We start from the raw sequence: 14,600 nt of genomic DNA, 5'->3' as shown, positions 1-14,600 counted from the left end.
TCCAGCTATGGCCGAACGCTCCCGGGGGCAGCCCCGCTGTCATAGGAAATCTCCCTTAGACCGGTGGCTTTGCGTCGTGCCCTTTCGGGTCACTTTGCCTTTTTCACCCGTTCTCCGTGTGGCACGGAGAATCAAGTGACCTGAGTAACAGGCTGCTTATGATATGCACTTAAAAACAAATTAATCAACGTATGTGCATGATTTGTTTTGGTTATTAACTTGTTGATTAGTTATTTTCCAAGCATGGAAAGGGCCGGTGATACGCTGCTGTGACCTACTCTTTTGTCGATTGGATTTGCTCTGCTTCCTTGTGGTTCGAGAGTTGAAAAAGCCGCAAAAAGAGCAAAAAAGTACCGATTATTCATGCTGTTGCCGTCCAGTATCTGGCAGAGAGGTGTTTGAGCTCACAAAGAGGGGAAAACAGTGCTGACAGGCGGATTGAAGCTTGATTATTGCGTGACTTGGCCACATGTTAGAGAACCATGAAGAGCTGCTAAAGCGGTCTGTTCAAGACCAAACAAGAGGTAACCGGGATGAATAACCCTTTGCTGTCAATGGATTCGCTGCCCCCTTTCAGCCAGATCCAGCCTGATCATGTACAGCCCGCCGTGACGCAGGCCATCGCCGATTGCAAACAGAAGATCAAGGATGTGCTGGCGCACACCGAGCCCCACACCTGGGACAGCCTGATCGCCCCGCTGGAAGAGGTCAACGACCGTCTGGCGCGGATCTGGTCACCGGTCAGCCACCTCAACTCCGTGCTCAACAGCGAACCACTGCGCGCGGCCCACGATGCCTGTCTGCCGCTGCTCTCCGAATTCCAGACCTATGTCGGTCAACATGAAGGGCTCTATCAAGCCTATCTGGCGCTCTCCGAGAGCGATGATTTCCCGCGGCTTGGCGGCGCCCAGCGCAAGGAGATCCAGAACACCCTGCGCGATTTCCGTCTCTCCGGTATCGGTCTGCCTGCCGAGGCGCAGCAGCGCTACGGCGAAATTCAGGCTCGCCTCTCCGAGCTGGCTTCCCGCTTCAGCAACAACGTGCTGGATGCGACCCAAGGCTGGCACAAGCTGGTGGCCGATGAAGCCGAGCTGGCCGGTCTGCCGGAGAGCGTGCTGGCGGCGGCTCGCCAGATGGCCGAACTCAAGGGCAAGGAGGGGTGGCTGTTCACGCTGGATATTCCCTCTTACCTGCCGGTGATGATGTATGCCGACAACCGCGAACTGCGGGCCGAGATGTATGAAGCCTTCACCACTCGCGCTTCCGATCAGGGGCCCAATGCTGGCAAGTGGGACAACTCCGCCATCATGACCGAGCTGCTCACCCTGCGCAGCGAGCTCGCCAGGTTGCTGGGCTTTGCCAACTATGCCGAGCTGTCGCTGGCGACCAAGATGGCTGACAAGACCAGTCAGGTGGTGGATTTCCTCACCGATCTGGCGGCCAAATCCCTGCCGCAAGGTAAAGCCGAGCTGGAAGAGATCCGCGCCTTCGCCGCCGAACAACACGGCCAGAGCGAGCTGGCGGCCTGGGATATTGCCTACTACGCCGAGAAGCTCAAGCAGCACAAATTCTCCATCTCCGACGAGCAGCTGCGCCCCTACTTCCCTGCCAACAAGGTGGTGAAAGGGTTGTTCGAAGTGGTCAAGCGGGTGTTCGGCATGAAGGTGCGCGAGCGCCTCGGCATCGACACCTGGCATCCGGATGTGCGCTTCTACGACATCTTCGATAGCGAGGATGAGCTGCGCGGCAGCTTCTATCTCGACCTCTACGCTCGCGAGCACAAGCGGGGCGGAGCCTGGATGGATGTGTGTCTGGGTCGTCGCTACCGTCAGGATGGGTCGCTGCAAAAGCCGGTCGCCTACCTGACCTGCAACTTCAACGGCCCGGTAGATGGCAAGCCTGCGCTCTTCACCCATGACGAAGTGGTCACCCTGTTCCACGAATTTGGTCACGGCATTCACCATATGCTGACTCGGATCGATGTGGCTGGCGTGGCCGGTATCAACGGCGTGGCCTGGGATGCGGTGGAGCTGCCGAGCCAGTTCCTCGAGAACTGGTGCTGGGAGTCGGAGGCGCTGGCCTTTATCTCCGGCCATTACGAGACTGGCGAGCCGCTGCCTGCCGATCTGCTGGAGAAGATGCTGACCGCCCGTAACTTCCAGGCGGCGATGCAGATGCTGCGCCAGCTGGAGTTCGCTCTGTTCGACTTCCGTCTGCATCAGGAGTTTGACTCGGCCAAACCGGATCAGATCCCGGCGCTGCTGGGCGAGGTGCGCAGTCAGGTAGCCGTGATGACGCCGCCAGCATTCAACCGCTTCCAGCACAGCTTCTCCCACATCTTTGCCGGCGGTTATGCGGCGGGCTACTACAGCTACAAGTGGGCGGAAGTGCTCTCTGCCGATGCCTTCTCCCGCTTTGAGGAGGAGGGGATCTTCAACCCGGCGACCGGCCAATCCTTCCTGCAGAACATTCTGGAGAAAGGGGGCTCGAAGGAGCCGATGGAGCTGTTCCGTGCCTTCCGCGGCCGGGAGCCAAAGGTCGATGCGCTGCTGCGCCATAGCGGGATTGCTGCATAACCTTTATCCCCGCCGTAGCGGTGAGCTTCAAGCAGATACGCTTTTGCGGCATAGTGGGATCAAGGCGTGATTTTTGCCATAAAAAGGGACCTTTTGGTCCCTTTTCTCATGCCTTTTTAATATCTTGCTGAATGCATGTTTGCACTGCCCGCGCCTCTTAAGTAGAGTCGTGTTCTACATCTTCAAGGAGAGAAAGCCCCTTGCCATGAGGCGAGCACTCGATTCCGTCTATCAAATCATCTCCAGTCTGGCTCATTCGAGTGGTCAGGGATATTTCGATACCTTTGTGAGTGAAATCGCCGCGGTTGTGATGGCTGATGTCGTCCTGATCACAACATGGGAACCAAACGCTGCCCAATTCAGGGCGCAGGCCGCTTATCCTTCCTGCCTTGAACCCGAATCCCTGCAACTGCCGCTAACCGGCTCGCCCGATGCCATCACCTGGCATGAGGGGGAAGCCTGGTTCAGCGACCGTTTGCTCCAGCTCTTCCCCCATGTGCCCCTTGCGCAGGAGTGGCAGCCGCAGGCTTATGCCGGCATTGTGCTCAAGAACGCCGATGGCGAACCCATCGGTATCTGCAGCCTGCTCTATCGCCAGCCACAGGCCAACATGGGCAAGGTAATGGGGTTGCTCAAGCTGCTGGGGCCGCTGGCTGGCCGCGAGCTGGCCCTCCTGCTGCAGCGCGCGCAGCAGCCGCTGCCCGATTCGCCTCATATGCTGCAGAGCATGCTCTCCCATGCGCCGGTCGGGATCGGCAAGCTGGACCTTGCCGGCCGCATCCTCTGGGCCAACCCGGCCATCGAGAAGATGCTGGGATACCCGCTCGACGAGCTGCTCCATCGCACCATCTCCGACATCAACCATCCCGAAGACTGGATGCGCAGCGCTGAATACTACGAGCAGCTCTATCGTGGCGAGCGCAGCAGCTTCACTCAGGAGAAGCGCTACTTCTGCAAGGGCGGGGAAGTGCTGTGGGGGCGGGTAACGGTGACCCTTATTCGCGATGCTCTGCAGCAGCCGGATTATCTGATGGTGCTGCTGGAGAATATCGATCCCCTCAAGCGCCACGCTGAGCAGCTCAAGCTATCCCACCGGGTCTATGACAACCTCTCCGAGGCGATCCTGGTGTGTGATGACGACAGTCGCATCATCTCGGTCAACCCGGCGTTCGAGCAGATCACCGGCTACAGCAGCGAGGAGGTGTGTGGCCAGCGCCCCAGCATCCTCAAGTCCGGTCTGCACGATCAGACCTTCTATGCCGACATGTACCACGCGCTGGAGCGGGTGGGGGTGTGGCGTGGTGAGGTGTGGAACAAGCGCAAGAACGGCAAGCTCTATCCACAGCAGCTGATGATCAGCACCCTGCGCGAAGGGGGCAAGATCCAGCAATATATCGCCATTTTCAGCGATCTTTCCCAGACCAAGCTCGCCGAACAGAAGATCGCGGCACAGGCCAACTATGACAACCTCACCAGCCTGCCCAACCGCTGGCTGTTTGGCCGCTGTCTCGGTCGTTTCTGCGAGCGGGGCGAACGCTTCGCCCTGATGGTGCTCGACCTCAACAACTTCAAGGCGGTCAACAACAGCATGGATCACCATGCCGGTGACGCCCTGCTGCGGGAGGTGTCGGATCGATTGGTGAGCCGGGTGCGCACCGAGGATCTGGTGGCCCGCATCGGTGGTGACGAGTTCGCCTTTCTGGTGCCGGGCATAGTGACCCGCCGTCAGGCAGAGGTGTTTGCCAAGCAGGTGATCGGCAGCTTTGCCCGCCCCTTCATGCTGGCGAACCAGCACCTCTACGTGACGGCAACCGTGGGGATGACCCTCTGTCCCATCGATGGCAGTGAGAGCGACGAGCTGCTGCGCAACGCCGAGCAGGCGCTGTTTGCTGCCAAACGGCAGGGACGCCTGATCGGCACCTACTGCTCCTCCATGCGAGAAGAGGTGCGCCAGCGTCACCAGATGCAGCAGGATCTGGCGGAGGCGATCAAGCAGGAGCAGCTGACCATGGCCTACCAGCCCATCTGGGACAACCGCAGTGGGCGGGTGGCCAAGCTGGAGGCGCTGGTACGCTGGTATCACCCCCAGTGGGGACAGGTTTCACCGGCCGAGTTCATCCCACTGGCGGAGGAGGCGGGGCTGATCCAGGGGCTGGGTTCATTGGTGCTGTGGCAGTCGTGCCGGGATCTGGCGCGTTTGCAGCGCTCCGGTTTTCCGGATCTACAGATGTCGATCAACCGCTCCACCATGGAGTTCCAGACTATAGATCCGGAAGCGAGCGAGTGGCTCAAGGTTATCCACCATTTTGAGCTCGATCCTGCCGACATCGTCATCGAAATTACCGAATCTCTGCTGATGGAGAGCAGCGATCAGCATAGGGTGCGGATCGATGCCCTGCGCGAGGCGGGCTGCAAGCTGGCCATCGATGACTTCGGTACCGGCTACTCGGCGCTCAACTATCTGCGCACATTCCCGGTTGATCTGGTCAAGATCGACCGATCTTTCGTGCGTCATATCCCCTTCAACGAGCAGGATCGGATGCTGCTGGACGGCATCATCAACATAGTGCACAACCTCGGGATGCAGGTGGTGATCGAAGGGGTGGAGACTCGCGAGCAGCTCAACTTCCTCTGCCAGAAGGGGTGTGCCTTTACTCAGGGTTATCTGCTCAGTCGTCCACTCGCCTACGACGATCTCACCGAATACTTGCAGCTCAACGACAAGAACATGTTTTTGCAGGCTCGTTCCAGCTGACCGTCACTGCGCCGGTTTCAATTTCTCCTGCTTGCCCCGCAGCGTCCGGTAATCCTCCCCGAGATAGCGCAGATAGATGCGATCCAGCACGCCCTCGTCCAGCATCTGCCGCAGCGCCTTGTTGTAGGCGGGCAGCAGCTCTGCTCTCTGTTTGCCAAAGCAGAGATAGAGCGGGGTTGAATCGATAAAGGGGGTGAGGGCGCGGATCTTGACGTCCTGCTCCTTGGAGAGGATGGGGGCCGAGAAGTAATCCAGCACTATCATGTCGACCCGGCTCTTCTCCAGCATCAGCAGCAACTGTTTGTCGGAGTGGGCCTTGATGGGTTCCCAGCCGGTGAAGTTCTTGATTTTGTCCGTGTAGTCATAGCCCCTGACCATCCCCACTTTCAGTCCCTTGGCCATCTCCCACGAGAAAGTCTGCAGCGGGCTGTCGGTGCGTACATAGGCGGCCAGCGGGTAGAAGGCGGTGGCAAGGTCAGAGTGGTAGCAGCCGGGCAGGGGAGCGTTGTCGAGAATACCGTCCGCCAGCTCGGTGTTGACGTACTGTTCGCAGCGTCCCCACGGCAGTTCGAGCAGGGTGAGGCTCATGCCGAGGCGGTGCGCCACCTCCTGATGGATCTCGACCGATATCCCCTCTTTCAGGTTGCCCTGTTCGGCATAGGAGAAGGGGGGCCAGTCCACGCCACAGACCTTGAGATGGGGGCTGCTCTGGGCGGCGAGCAGCAAGGCGATGAGCAGGTTCATGGGGTTTCCTCCCTACAGCGACGCGAAGGGGCTGTGGTACACTCGGTTCACTGAACTTAGAACGCATCCAGAGACCATGCAAATCCTCCTCGAAGACCCCGCCAAGGCCGCGCTGGCAGACGCGCTGGCCAGCCAGCTTGCCCAGATAGATCTTCCCCAGTTTGCCTTGGTATTTACCCCGGAGCGGCTGGAGCTGCGCAAGCTGGATGAGCCCAAGCTGGGGGCTGTCTACGTGGATTTCGTCGAAGGGGCCGTCGCTCATCGCCGCAAGTTTGGCGGCGGTCGCGGTCAGTCCATTGCCAAGGCGGTGGGGCTCAAGTCGGGGGCGACACCGACCGTGGTCGATGCCACGGCCGGGCTGGGGCGCGATGCCTTCGTGCTCGCCTCCCTCGGCTGCCGGGTGACCATGATTGAGCGCAGCCCCGTGGTGGCCGCCCTGCTGCAGGATGGTCTGGCACGCGCCGCAGAAGATCTCGAGATCGGCCCATGGGTACGCGAGCGGATGCAGCTGCTGCATGGCCCTGCGGTGGATACCCTGCTGGGGCTGACCGAACGGCCCGAGGTGATCTACCTCGACCCCATGTTCCCGCACAAGCAGAAGTCGGCGCTGGTGAAAAAAGAGATGCGAGTGTTCCAGTCGCTGGTGGGGCCGGATCTTGACGCCGATGCCCTGCTGCCAGCAGCGATCCAGATGGCAGAGAAGCGGGTGGTGGTGAAGCGCCCCGACTATGCTGGCTGGCTCAACGAACAGAAGCCGAGCATGGCCATCGAAACCAAGAGCAACCGCTTCGATGTCTACGTTATGGCGGCACTGGCGAGTTAAGCGGCGACTGGCATATCGTCCGGGCGACCAAAAAAGAGGGCCAACCTGATCGGGTTGGCCCTCTTGCTATTTATTGGCTGTCTGACTGGGCTGGTGGGGCGAAGCGGATCAGCTTCTCCTCTCCCTGCCAGCTGAATCTCATGGTCGCCAGATCTGCCAGACTGAGCTGCTCGCCGCTGTGCAGCTGGAGATACTCCACCCCATCGCGGGCCTCTATGGTACGGATCCGAGCCGCCCACTGACGTCCGTCCCGACTGGTCAGCTCGACCGGCAACTGCCAGCTCGCGGCAATCTCCAGCCAGTCGTAGAGGTCACAGCTGATGGGTTGGTAATCCGGCATGGTCTGCTCCTTGAGAAGGCAGAGGGATCAGGCTTCCTGCAAACGGGTCGGCCAGCCCATCTTCTGCTGGCGCTCCACTTCAAAGCGCAGTTCGCTGGCGCGCAGGTAGTGCTCTTCGAGCCACCCTTTGGGCAGGGTCAGGGTGAGCGCATCCTCGTTCGCTTCCAGCGTGAAGCCGGGCACGGTTCCCTGGGTACGGCGCATGCAGAGGATCAGCGCGATACGCAGGATGCGGGCCAGCCGGATCGCCTGACGAGCGGTGACCGCCCCCTGCTTCTCCAGCGGTTCCAGCTTGAATTCATCCCGTTGGTTGAACAGCAGGGCCGACAGCAGCTTCTTCTGCGCAGGGGTAAAGCCCGGCATATCGATGTTGTCGATGATGTAGGCGGCGTGTTGCGGCGCCTTCTTGTACTCGATACAGAGACCGATTTCGTGCAGCAGTGCTGCGTAGCGCAGGATCGGGCGACCATAGCGCTTGGAGAGCCGCCAGGCCGGCTGCAACTGGGTGAACGCCTCGATGGCGGTATCACGCACCCGCTCGGCGTGCTCCTTGTCCAGCTGGTAGCGGTTGATCAGGCTGTCGGCGGTGCGGTCACGGGCATCGCAGTCGTGATTGTTGCCGAGCAGGCCGTAGATCAAGCCTTCGCGCAGGGCACCACCCGCCAACGTCATGCTCTCGATATCGAGGGTTTCAAAGATGGCGATCAGGATGGCGAGGCCGGAGGGGAACACGGTCAGCCGTTCGGCCGCCAGCCCTTCCAGTTGCAGCTGGTCGAGCTTGCCGCAGGCGATGGCCTGACCCATCAGCTCCTGCAGTTTCGGCAGGGTGACCCGCTCGCTCTTCCCCTGCGCCAGCATGATCTCCTGCAGCGCCTGTACCGTACCGGAGGCACCGACGCAGGTGCGCCAGCCAAGGGCACGGTAATCATCCGCCACCTTCTCCAGCACCGCCTTCGCAGCGGCAATCGCCTGCTCGAAACGGGCTTCGGAGAGCTCGCCATCACCGAAGTGATTGTTGAGCCAGGTGACGCAGCCCATGTGCAGGCTGTTGAGCAGTTTCGCTTCGCTATGCTCGCCGATCACCAGCTCTGTACTGGCACCGCCAATGTCGATAACCAGTCGGTTGCCTTCACCGGCAGAGGTCCAGGAGACCCCTTCATAGATGGTCTTGGCCTCTTCCTCGCCCGAGATGATCTCGATGCTGTGGTTGAGCACCCGTTCCGCTTCGCTGATGAACTCGTCGACGTTGGTAGCCAGCCGCAAGGTGGCGGTACCCACGACCCGGATGTTGTCAGCCGGGATGTCCTGCAGCTGTTCGGCGAACAGGCGCAGACAGTCCCAGCCCCGCTCCATGGCGACACGGCTGAGACGGAAGTCGGCATCAAGCCCGGCGGCGAGGCGAACCTTGCGTTTGACCTTGGCAACGGTGCGCAGGGCACCGGCGACCTCGCGCACCACCAGCATGTGAAAGCTGTTGGAGCCGAGGTCGATGGCGGCATAGAGAGGCGAGTTGTGCAACGGGCCTATCCTTTAGCTTTTGCGCGGCGGACGACGGCGGTTGTTGCTGTTGCCACCCTGGCGATCCCGCATGTTGCGGTTCACCGGCTGGCGGTTGCGGAACACCCGTTTCGGCGCGGTGACATCATCCAGCAGTGCTTCGCGATCATACTTGCTGACCGGGATCGGGTGGTGGATGTACTCCTCGATGGCTGGCAGGTTGAAGGCATAGTCTTCACAGGCCAGGCTGATGGAGTGACCGCTCTTGCCGGCACGGCCGGTACGACCGATACGGTGAACATAGTCCTCGGCGTCGTCGGGCAAGTCATAGTTGAATACGTGGGTCACGTCGGGGATGTGCAGACCACGGGCGGCCACGTCGGTGGCGACCAGAATGTCCAGCGAACCCTTGGTGAACTCTTCCAGGATCTTCATCCGCTTCTTCTGCGGCACGTCGCCGGTCAGCAGACCAACACGGTGGCCGTCGTTCTCCAGCCAGGCATGAACGTCTTCACAGACATGCTTGGTGTTGGCGAAGACGATGGCTTTCTCCGGCCACTCCTCTTCCATCAGGGAGAGCAGCAGCAACATCTTGTCTTCGTTGGAGGGGTAGAACAGCTCCTCCTTGATCCGCACGCCGGTCATCTGCTCCGGCTCTACCTGCACATGTTCCGGGTGGTTCATGTGTTCGTAGGCCAGCTCCTGCACGCGCAGGGAGAGGGTGGCGGAGAACAGCATGCTCAGACGCTCGGTCGCGGGCGGCATGCGGCGGAACAGGAAGCGGATGTCCTTGATGAAGCCCAGATCGAACATGCGATCCGCTTCGTCCAGTACCACGACCTGAATGTTGCTCAGGTCGATCACCTTGGACTTGAAGTAGTCGATGATGCGGCCAGTGGTGCCGATCAGGATGTCGACGCCCTGCTCCAGTACGGCCAGCTGCTTGTCGTAACCTTCGCCACCGTAGGCGAGGCCGAGTTTCAGGCCGGTAGATGCGGCGATGCTGTCGGCATCGTTATAGATCTGTACTGCCAGCTCCCGGGTGGGTGCCATGATGATGGCTCTGGGTTGATTTACCAGACGGGGTTTGGTCAGTGGGTGGGTAAGAAGATAGTTGAAGGTGGCGGCCAGAAAGGCGATGGTTTTGCCGGTGCCTGTCTGTGCTTGCCCGGCGAGGTCATGGCCCTCTACCAGCAGTGGCAGGGACAGTGCCTGGATGGGCGTACAATAGTGAAATCCCTTTGCTTCCAGACCAGCCAGAACTTCGGGTTCGAGGCCCATTTGGGCGAATTTGTCGGTCGTTAAGTGTGTTTTGCTCATGGCGGTAGGTTATCAGGTTAGGCTTGCAATAATAAACAGGATCATTTCAAATAGGGCAACTATTGCCTTTATTGACGTGTCAATAAAGCCTTATTTACTGACTGGAGTTGGAGATGAGTGACAAGATTGTTCAGCTGAGCGATGCCAGCTTCGAGGCAGATGTAATCAAAGCCGATGGCGCCGTTCTGGTCGACTTCTGGGCCGAGTGGTGTGGTCCGTGCAAGATGATTGCCCCGATCCTGGAAGAAGTTGCCCAAGAGTACGAAGGTCGCGTGACCGTAGCCAAACTGAACATCGACCATAACTCTGATACTCCGCCCAAGTACGGCATTCGTGGTATCCCGACCCTCTTGCTGTTCAAGAATGGCGAAGTGGCAGCGACCAAGGTCGGTGCACTGTCCAAGACTCAGCTGAAAGAGTTCCTGGACGGCAACCTGTAATAATCGAAGAGGAGCGCATTGCAATAATGCGCTCCTTCTGTTTTATCACCTAGACGCTCATCCCGATTGGTGCTAGTTTATCGCTCGTTTGCTAACCTTTTTGCCTGACTCCATTGCTAGCCTGGCAAGTCAAATCCGATCAGCATCAATCCAGCAGACTGTCTCCTCATTTCAATCCTTGCTTACAGACTTTCACCACTATGAATCTGACTGAATTAAAGAACACTCCTGTGTCTGAGCTGGTCAAGCTCGGCGAATCCATGGGGTTGGAAAATCTGGCTCGGGCGCACAAGAAAGACATTATTTTCGCGATCCTCAAGGCGCACGCCAAGGGTGGCGAGGATATCTTTGGCGACGGTGTGCTGGAAATCCTGACCGACGGTTTCGGGTTCCTGCGCAGTGCTGACGGTTCTTACCTGGCGGGCCCGGACGATATCTACGTCTCCCCGAGCCAGATCCGCCGCTTCAACCTGCGTACCGGCGATACCATCTCCGGCAAGATCCGGCCGCCGAAAGAGGGCGAACGCTACTTCGCGCTGCTCAAGGTCAACGAGGTCAACTACGACCGTCCGGAAAACTCCCGCAACAAGATCCTGTTTGAAAACCTCACTCCGCTGCACGCCAACGAGCGTCTGCGCATGGAGCGTGGCAACGGTTCTACCGAAGACATCACTGCTCGCGTACTGGATCTGGCCTCCCCGATCGGTAAAGGTCAGCGTGGCCTCATCGTCGCACCGCCCAAGGCCGGTAAGACCATGCTGCTGCAGAATATCGCCCAGAGCATCGCCTACAACCATCCCGACTGTGAACTGATCGTTCTGCTGATCGACGAGCGTCCGGAAGAAGTGACCGAGATGCAGCGCATGGTTAAAGGTGAAGTGATCGCTTCCACCTTCGACGAGCCGGCTTCCCGTCACGTTCAGGTTGCCGAAATGGTAATCGAGAAGGCCAAGCGTCTGGTTGAGCACAAGAAAGACGTAGTGATCCTGCTGGACTCCATCACCCGTCTGGCTCGCGCCTACAACACCGTTATCCCGTCATCCGGCAAGGTACTGACCGGTGGTGTGGACGCCAACGCCCTGCACCGTCCCAAGCGTTTCTTCGGCGCCGCGCGTAATGTTGAAGAGGGCGGCAGCCTGACCATCATCGCCACCGCGCTGATCGATACCGGCTCCAAGATGGATGAGGTTATCTACGAAGAGTTCAAGGGTACCGGCAACATGGAACTGCACCTCTCGCGCAAGATTGCCGAGAAGCGCGTCTACCCGGCTATCGACATCACCCGTTCTGGTACTCGTAAAGAAGAGCTGCTCACCTCAGGTGACGAGCTGCAGAAGATGTGGATCCTGCGCAAGATTGTCCACCCGATGGGCGAGATTGACGGTATCGAATTCCTCATCGACAAACTGGCGATGACCAAGACCAACGACGAGTTCTTCGACGCCATGCGGCGCCAGCAGAAGTAAGTCAGGTCAGAAAATGACAAAACCGCGGCCAGGGTCGCGGTTTTTGTTTATCTAAATTTCGGCCGACTGGGTACTATGAAGCTTCGATGTCACAAGGATAGAGACGTCATGAAACCCGTTTACTGGTTACTGCCGGGATTGCTGTTCGGTATCCCGGCCTTTGCGCAGAGCGTGCCAGAGCCTCCTTCGGTGGCGGCTGCCGAGCTGGGCACCGATTTGCGCTATCTGTCGAATTGCCTGCAACAGGGGCAGTTTGCCGCTGTCGATTCCCTGCTGGCGACCCAGAGCCGCGAGCAGCGCGAGTATCTGCTGCTGCAACTGTTGCGCAATATCAACGTGACCCGGCCGGCATCACCCGAACTGCACGCTTGGGTGGCAGCCCAGGCAGACAAGGCCCCCCGGTGGCTGGTCGAGCAGCGGGTGGACGGCTTTCTGGTACAGCAACCCGCCTACGATTTTGCCGCTCAGGCCCGGCTGCTGCTGGGTCAGTGGCAGCAACTGGCGTGGCAGGCTGATTATCGCCAGCAACTGGAGCAGGGCACCTTCGGTTTCAAGTCGATCTACTACCGCAGCAACCCCGAGCTGGCTCGTCAGCAACAAGCGCTGCTGCAGGCCCTCGAGCAGCTGCCGGTTTCCCTGTTGCAGCGCGAGAGCCGGACGCTGGCTGCCCAGAACATCTATCTGCCTGACAACCGTCTACTGAGCTACCTGTTGCAGCGTACCGGCGAGCCGGCACTCTACAGCCGCCTCTGGCGCCAACCGGTGGATCAGGATGCTCTGGCTGCGCTGGCCACCATCAACCGCTTTCATCAGGGTAATGAGGCCAGCGAGTTGCTGATTGCCGCGAGCACCAATCCCCATCTGAAAGAGCCGGCCCTGCGCCAGCTGAGCGCGCTTTCCCCCCTGCCGCAACAGGCAAGAAGCTACCTGCTTGGTGAGCTGGCCAACCGGCAGTATGGATCTCTGGTAGCCGATTTGTTGATGGAGGTGGATGAGCCATTGCTGCTGTCGGCGCTGGCCAAACGCCTTGGTCAGCATGATCAGAATCCCATGACTCCGACTCTCTTCCCCGATTCGGGTACACCGGAGAGGCGGCCAGGGTTATAATGCCTCACCTCCTGAATCTGGTTGGGAACCTGCATGAAATACAAGGACTTGCGTGATTTCGTCGCGCAGCTGGAACAGAACGGACAACTCAAGCGGATTACCCGCGAGATAGACCCCTATCTGGAGATGACCGAAATCAGCGATCGCACCCTGCGTGCGGGCGGCCCGGCTCTGCTGTTTGAAAATCCCAAAGGCTACACCATGCCGGTGTTGACCAACCTGTTTGGTACCCCGGATCGGGTCGCCATGGGGATGGGCCAGCCCGATGTGAGCGCCCTGCGTCAGGTCGGGGTATGGCTCTCCTATCTGAAGGAGCCGGAACCGCCCCGTGGCTTCAAGGAGTTGATGGAGAAGCTGCCGATCTTCAAGCAGGTGCTCAACATGCCGACCAAGCGGCTCTCTTCCGCCCCCTGCCAGCAGGTGGTGCAGGAGGGGGATGCGGTCGATCTCGACCAGATCCCGATCCAGCACTGTTGGCCGGGCGATGTGGCGCCGCTGGTCACCTGGGGTCTCACCATCACCCGCGGCCCCTACAAGAAGCGGCAGAACCTCGGCATCTACCGCCAGCAGAAGATCGCCAAGAACAAGCTGATCATGCGCTGGCTGGATCATCGCGGCGGAGCCATCGATTTTCGCGAGTGGCAGGAGGCCCATCCGGGCGAACGCTTCCCGGTGGTTGTGGCGCTTGGTGCCGATCCCGCGACCATTCTCGGTGCCGTGACGCCGGTGCCGGATACCCTCTCCGAATACGCCTTTGCCGGTCTGCTGCGCGGCAGCCGTACCGAGGTAGTAAAAGCCATCAGCTGCGATCTGGAGGTGCCCGCCAGCGCCGAGATCGTGCTGGAAGGCTATCTGGAGCCGGGCGAGATGGCGCCGGAAGGCCCTTATGGCGACCACACCGGCTACTACAACGAGGTGGACGAATTCCCGGTCTTTACCATCACCCACATGACGATGCGCAAGGATGCCATCTATCACAGCACTTACACCGGCCGTCCGCCCGATGAGCCAGCGGTGCTGGGTCTGGCGCTGAACGAGGTGTTCGTGCCGCTGCTGCAGAAGCAGTTCCCCGAGATCGTCGACTTCTATCTGCCGCCGGAGGGGTGCTCCTACCGGATGGCGGTGGTTACCATCAAGAAGCGTTACCCGGGCCACGCCAAGCGGGTGATGCTGGGGGTCTGGTCTTTCCTGCGCCAGTTCATGTATACCAAGTTCGTGGTGGTGTGTGATGACGACGTCAACGCCCGCGACTGGAAGGATGTGATCTGGGCCATTACCACCCGGATGGACCCGGCCCGTGATACCACCCTGATCGAACACACCCCGATCGACTATCTGGACTTCGCCTCGCCCATCTCGGGCCTTGGCTCCAAGATGGGGCTGGATGCCACCAACAAGTGGCCGGGGGAGACCAACCGCGAGTGGGGTCAGCCCATCGTGCAGGATGAGACGGTGAAGCAGAAGATCGATGCCATCTGGGATGAGTTGAATATCCTCGGTTGAGGCGAAAATGGCCCGTTTGCTGCAAAAAT

General features: G+C 59.7%; 11 protein-coding genes and 1 riboswitch. Of the genes, 7 read left to right on the top strand and 4 right to left on the bottom strand.

Annotated elements, in window-relative coordinates:
- Window positions 1-23: 23 nt before the first annotated feature.
- A riboswitch (cyclic di-GMP riboswitch) is annotated at window positions 24-109 on the bottom strand.
- A gap of 424 nt (window positions 110-533) precedes the next feature.
- Both prlC and I6L40_RS02150 read left to right on the top strand, forming a co-directional pair.
- Complete coding sequence (gene prlC / locus I6L40_RS02155) at window positions 534-2,576, top strand: oligopeptidase A (RefSeq protein WP_071914747.1); 2,043 nt, start codon at window positions 534-536, stop codon at window positions 2,574-2,576.
- A gap of 205 nt (window positions 2,577-2,781) precedes the next feature.
- Window positions 2,782-5,331 (top strand): bifunctional diguanylate cyclase/phosphodiesterase, encoded by a 2,550-nt coding sequence (locus tag I6L40_RS02150; RefSeq protein WP_041210578.1) that lies wholly within the window; start codon window positions 2,782-2,784, stop codon window positions 5,329-5,331.
- 3 nt (window positions 5,332-5,334) lie between these two features.
- Here the strand turns inward: I6L40_RS02150 and I6L40_RS02145 are convergent, their stop codons facing one another.
- On the bottom strand, window positions 5,335-6,075 hold the full coding sequence (locus tag I6L40_RS02145) for an ABC transporter substrate-binding protein (RefSeq protein WP_216994923.1): 741 nt from the start codon (window positions 6,073-6,075) through the stop codon (window positions 5,335-5,337).
- Window positions 6,076-6,151: 76 nt separating this feature from the next.
- On the opposite strand from I6L40_RS02145, the gene I6L40_RS02140 reads away from it, so the two are divergent.
- The gene (locus I6L40_RS02140; RefSeq protein WP_071914743.1) at window positions 6,152-6,898 is read left to right on the top strand and encodes a class I SAM-dependent methyltransferase; all 747 of its coding nucleotides are present in this window, start codon (window positions 6,152-6,154) and stop codon (window positions 6,896-6,898) included.
- Between the two features lie 70 nt (window positions 6,899-6,968).
- Here the strand turns inward: I6L40_RS02140 and I6L40_RS02135 are convergent, their stop codons facing one another.
- The 3 genes from I6L40_RS02135 to rhlB are packed head-to-tail and all read right to left on the bottom strand — an operon-like array spanning window position 6,969 to window position 10,055.
- Window positions 6,969-7,238, bottom strand: coding sequence for a Rho-binding antiterminator (locus tag I6L40_RS02135; protein ID WP_071914741.1), 270 nt, complete (start codon window positions 7,236-7,238; stop codon window positions 6,969-6,971).
- Between the two features lie 27 nt (window positions 7,239-7,265).
- Window positions 7,266-8,756 carry a guanosine-5'-triphosphate,3'-diphosphate diphosphatase gene (gene gppA, locus I6L40_RS02130; RefSeq protein WP_071914739.1) on the bottom strand — a complete coding sequence of 497 codons (1,491 nt, stop codon included), beginning with the start codon at window positions 8,754-8,756 and terminating at the stop codon, window positions 7,266-7,268.
- A 12-nt stretch (window positions 8,757-8,768) separates the two neighbouring features.
- Window positions 8,769-10,055, bottom strand: a complete 1,287-nt coding sequence (rhlB, locus tag I6L40_RS02125; RefSeq protein WP_120415937.1) for an ATP-dependent RNA helicase RhlB — start codon at window positions 10,053-10,055, stop codon at window positions 8,769-8,771.
- 113 nt (window positions 10,056-10,168) lie between these two features.
- Here rhlB and trxA point away from each other — a divergent pair, with 113 nt between their 5' ends.
- The 4 genes from trxA to ubiD all read left to right on the top strand — a co-directional run bounded on the left by trxA (window position 10,169) and on the right by ubiD (window position 14,571).
- Window positions 10,169-10,495 (top strand): thioredoxin TrxA, encoded by a 327-nt coding sequence (gene trxA / locus I6L40_RS02120; protein ID WP_005339416.1) that lies wholly within the window; start codon window positions 10,169-10,171, stop codon window positions 10,493-10,495.
- A gap of 200 nt (window positions 10,496-10,695) precedes the next feature.
- Window positions 10,696-11,961, top strand: coding sequence for a transcription termination factor Rho (gene rho, locus I6L40_RS02115; RefSeq protein ID WP_005339417.1), 1,266 nt, complete (start codon window positions 10,696-10,698; stop codon window positions 11,959-11,961).
- 108 nt (window positions 11,962-12,069) lie between these two features.
- Window positions 12,070-13,068: a hypothetical protein gene (locus I6L40_RS02110; RefSeq protein WP_216994922.1), complete on the top strand. Its 999-nt coding sequence runs from the start codon at window positions 12,070-12,072 to the stop codon at window positions 13,066-13,068.
- Window positions 13,069-13,101: 33 nt separating this feature from the next.
- Window positions 13,102-14,571: a 4-hydroxy-3-polyprenylbenzoate decarboxylase gene (gene ubiD, locus I6L40_RS02105; RefSeq protein ID WP_042032750.1), complete on the top strand. Its 1,470-nt coding sequence runs from the start codon at window positions 13,102-13,104 to the stop codon at window positions 14,569-14,571.
- The last annotated feature ends 29 nt before the right edge of the window (window positions 14,572-14,600 follow it).

It is taken from the genome of Aeromonas sp. FDAARGOS 1410, from assembly GCF_019048745.1.
Classification (GTDB): Bacteria; Pseudomonadota; Gammaproteobacteria; order Enterobacterales; family Aeromonadaceae; genus Aeromonas; species Aeromonas jandaei.
The sequence above is the reverse complement of the archived record's forward strand: the minus strand, read 5'-3'. Positions and strand labels throughout refer to the sequence as shown.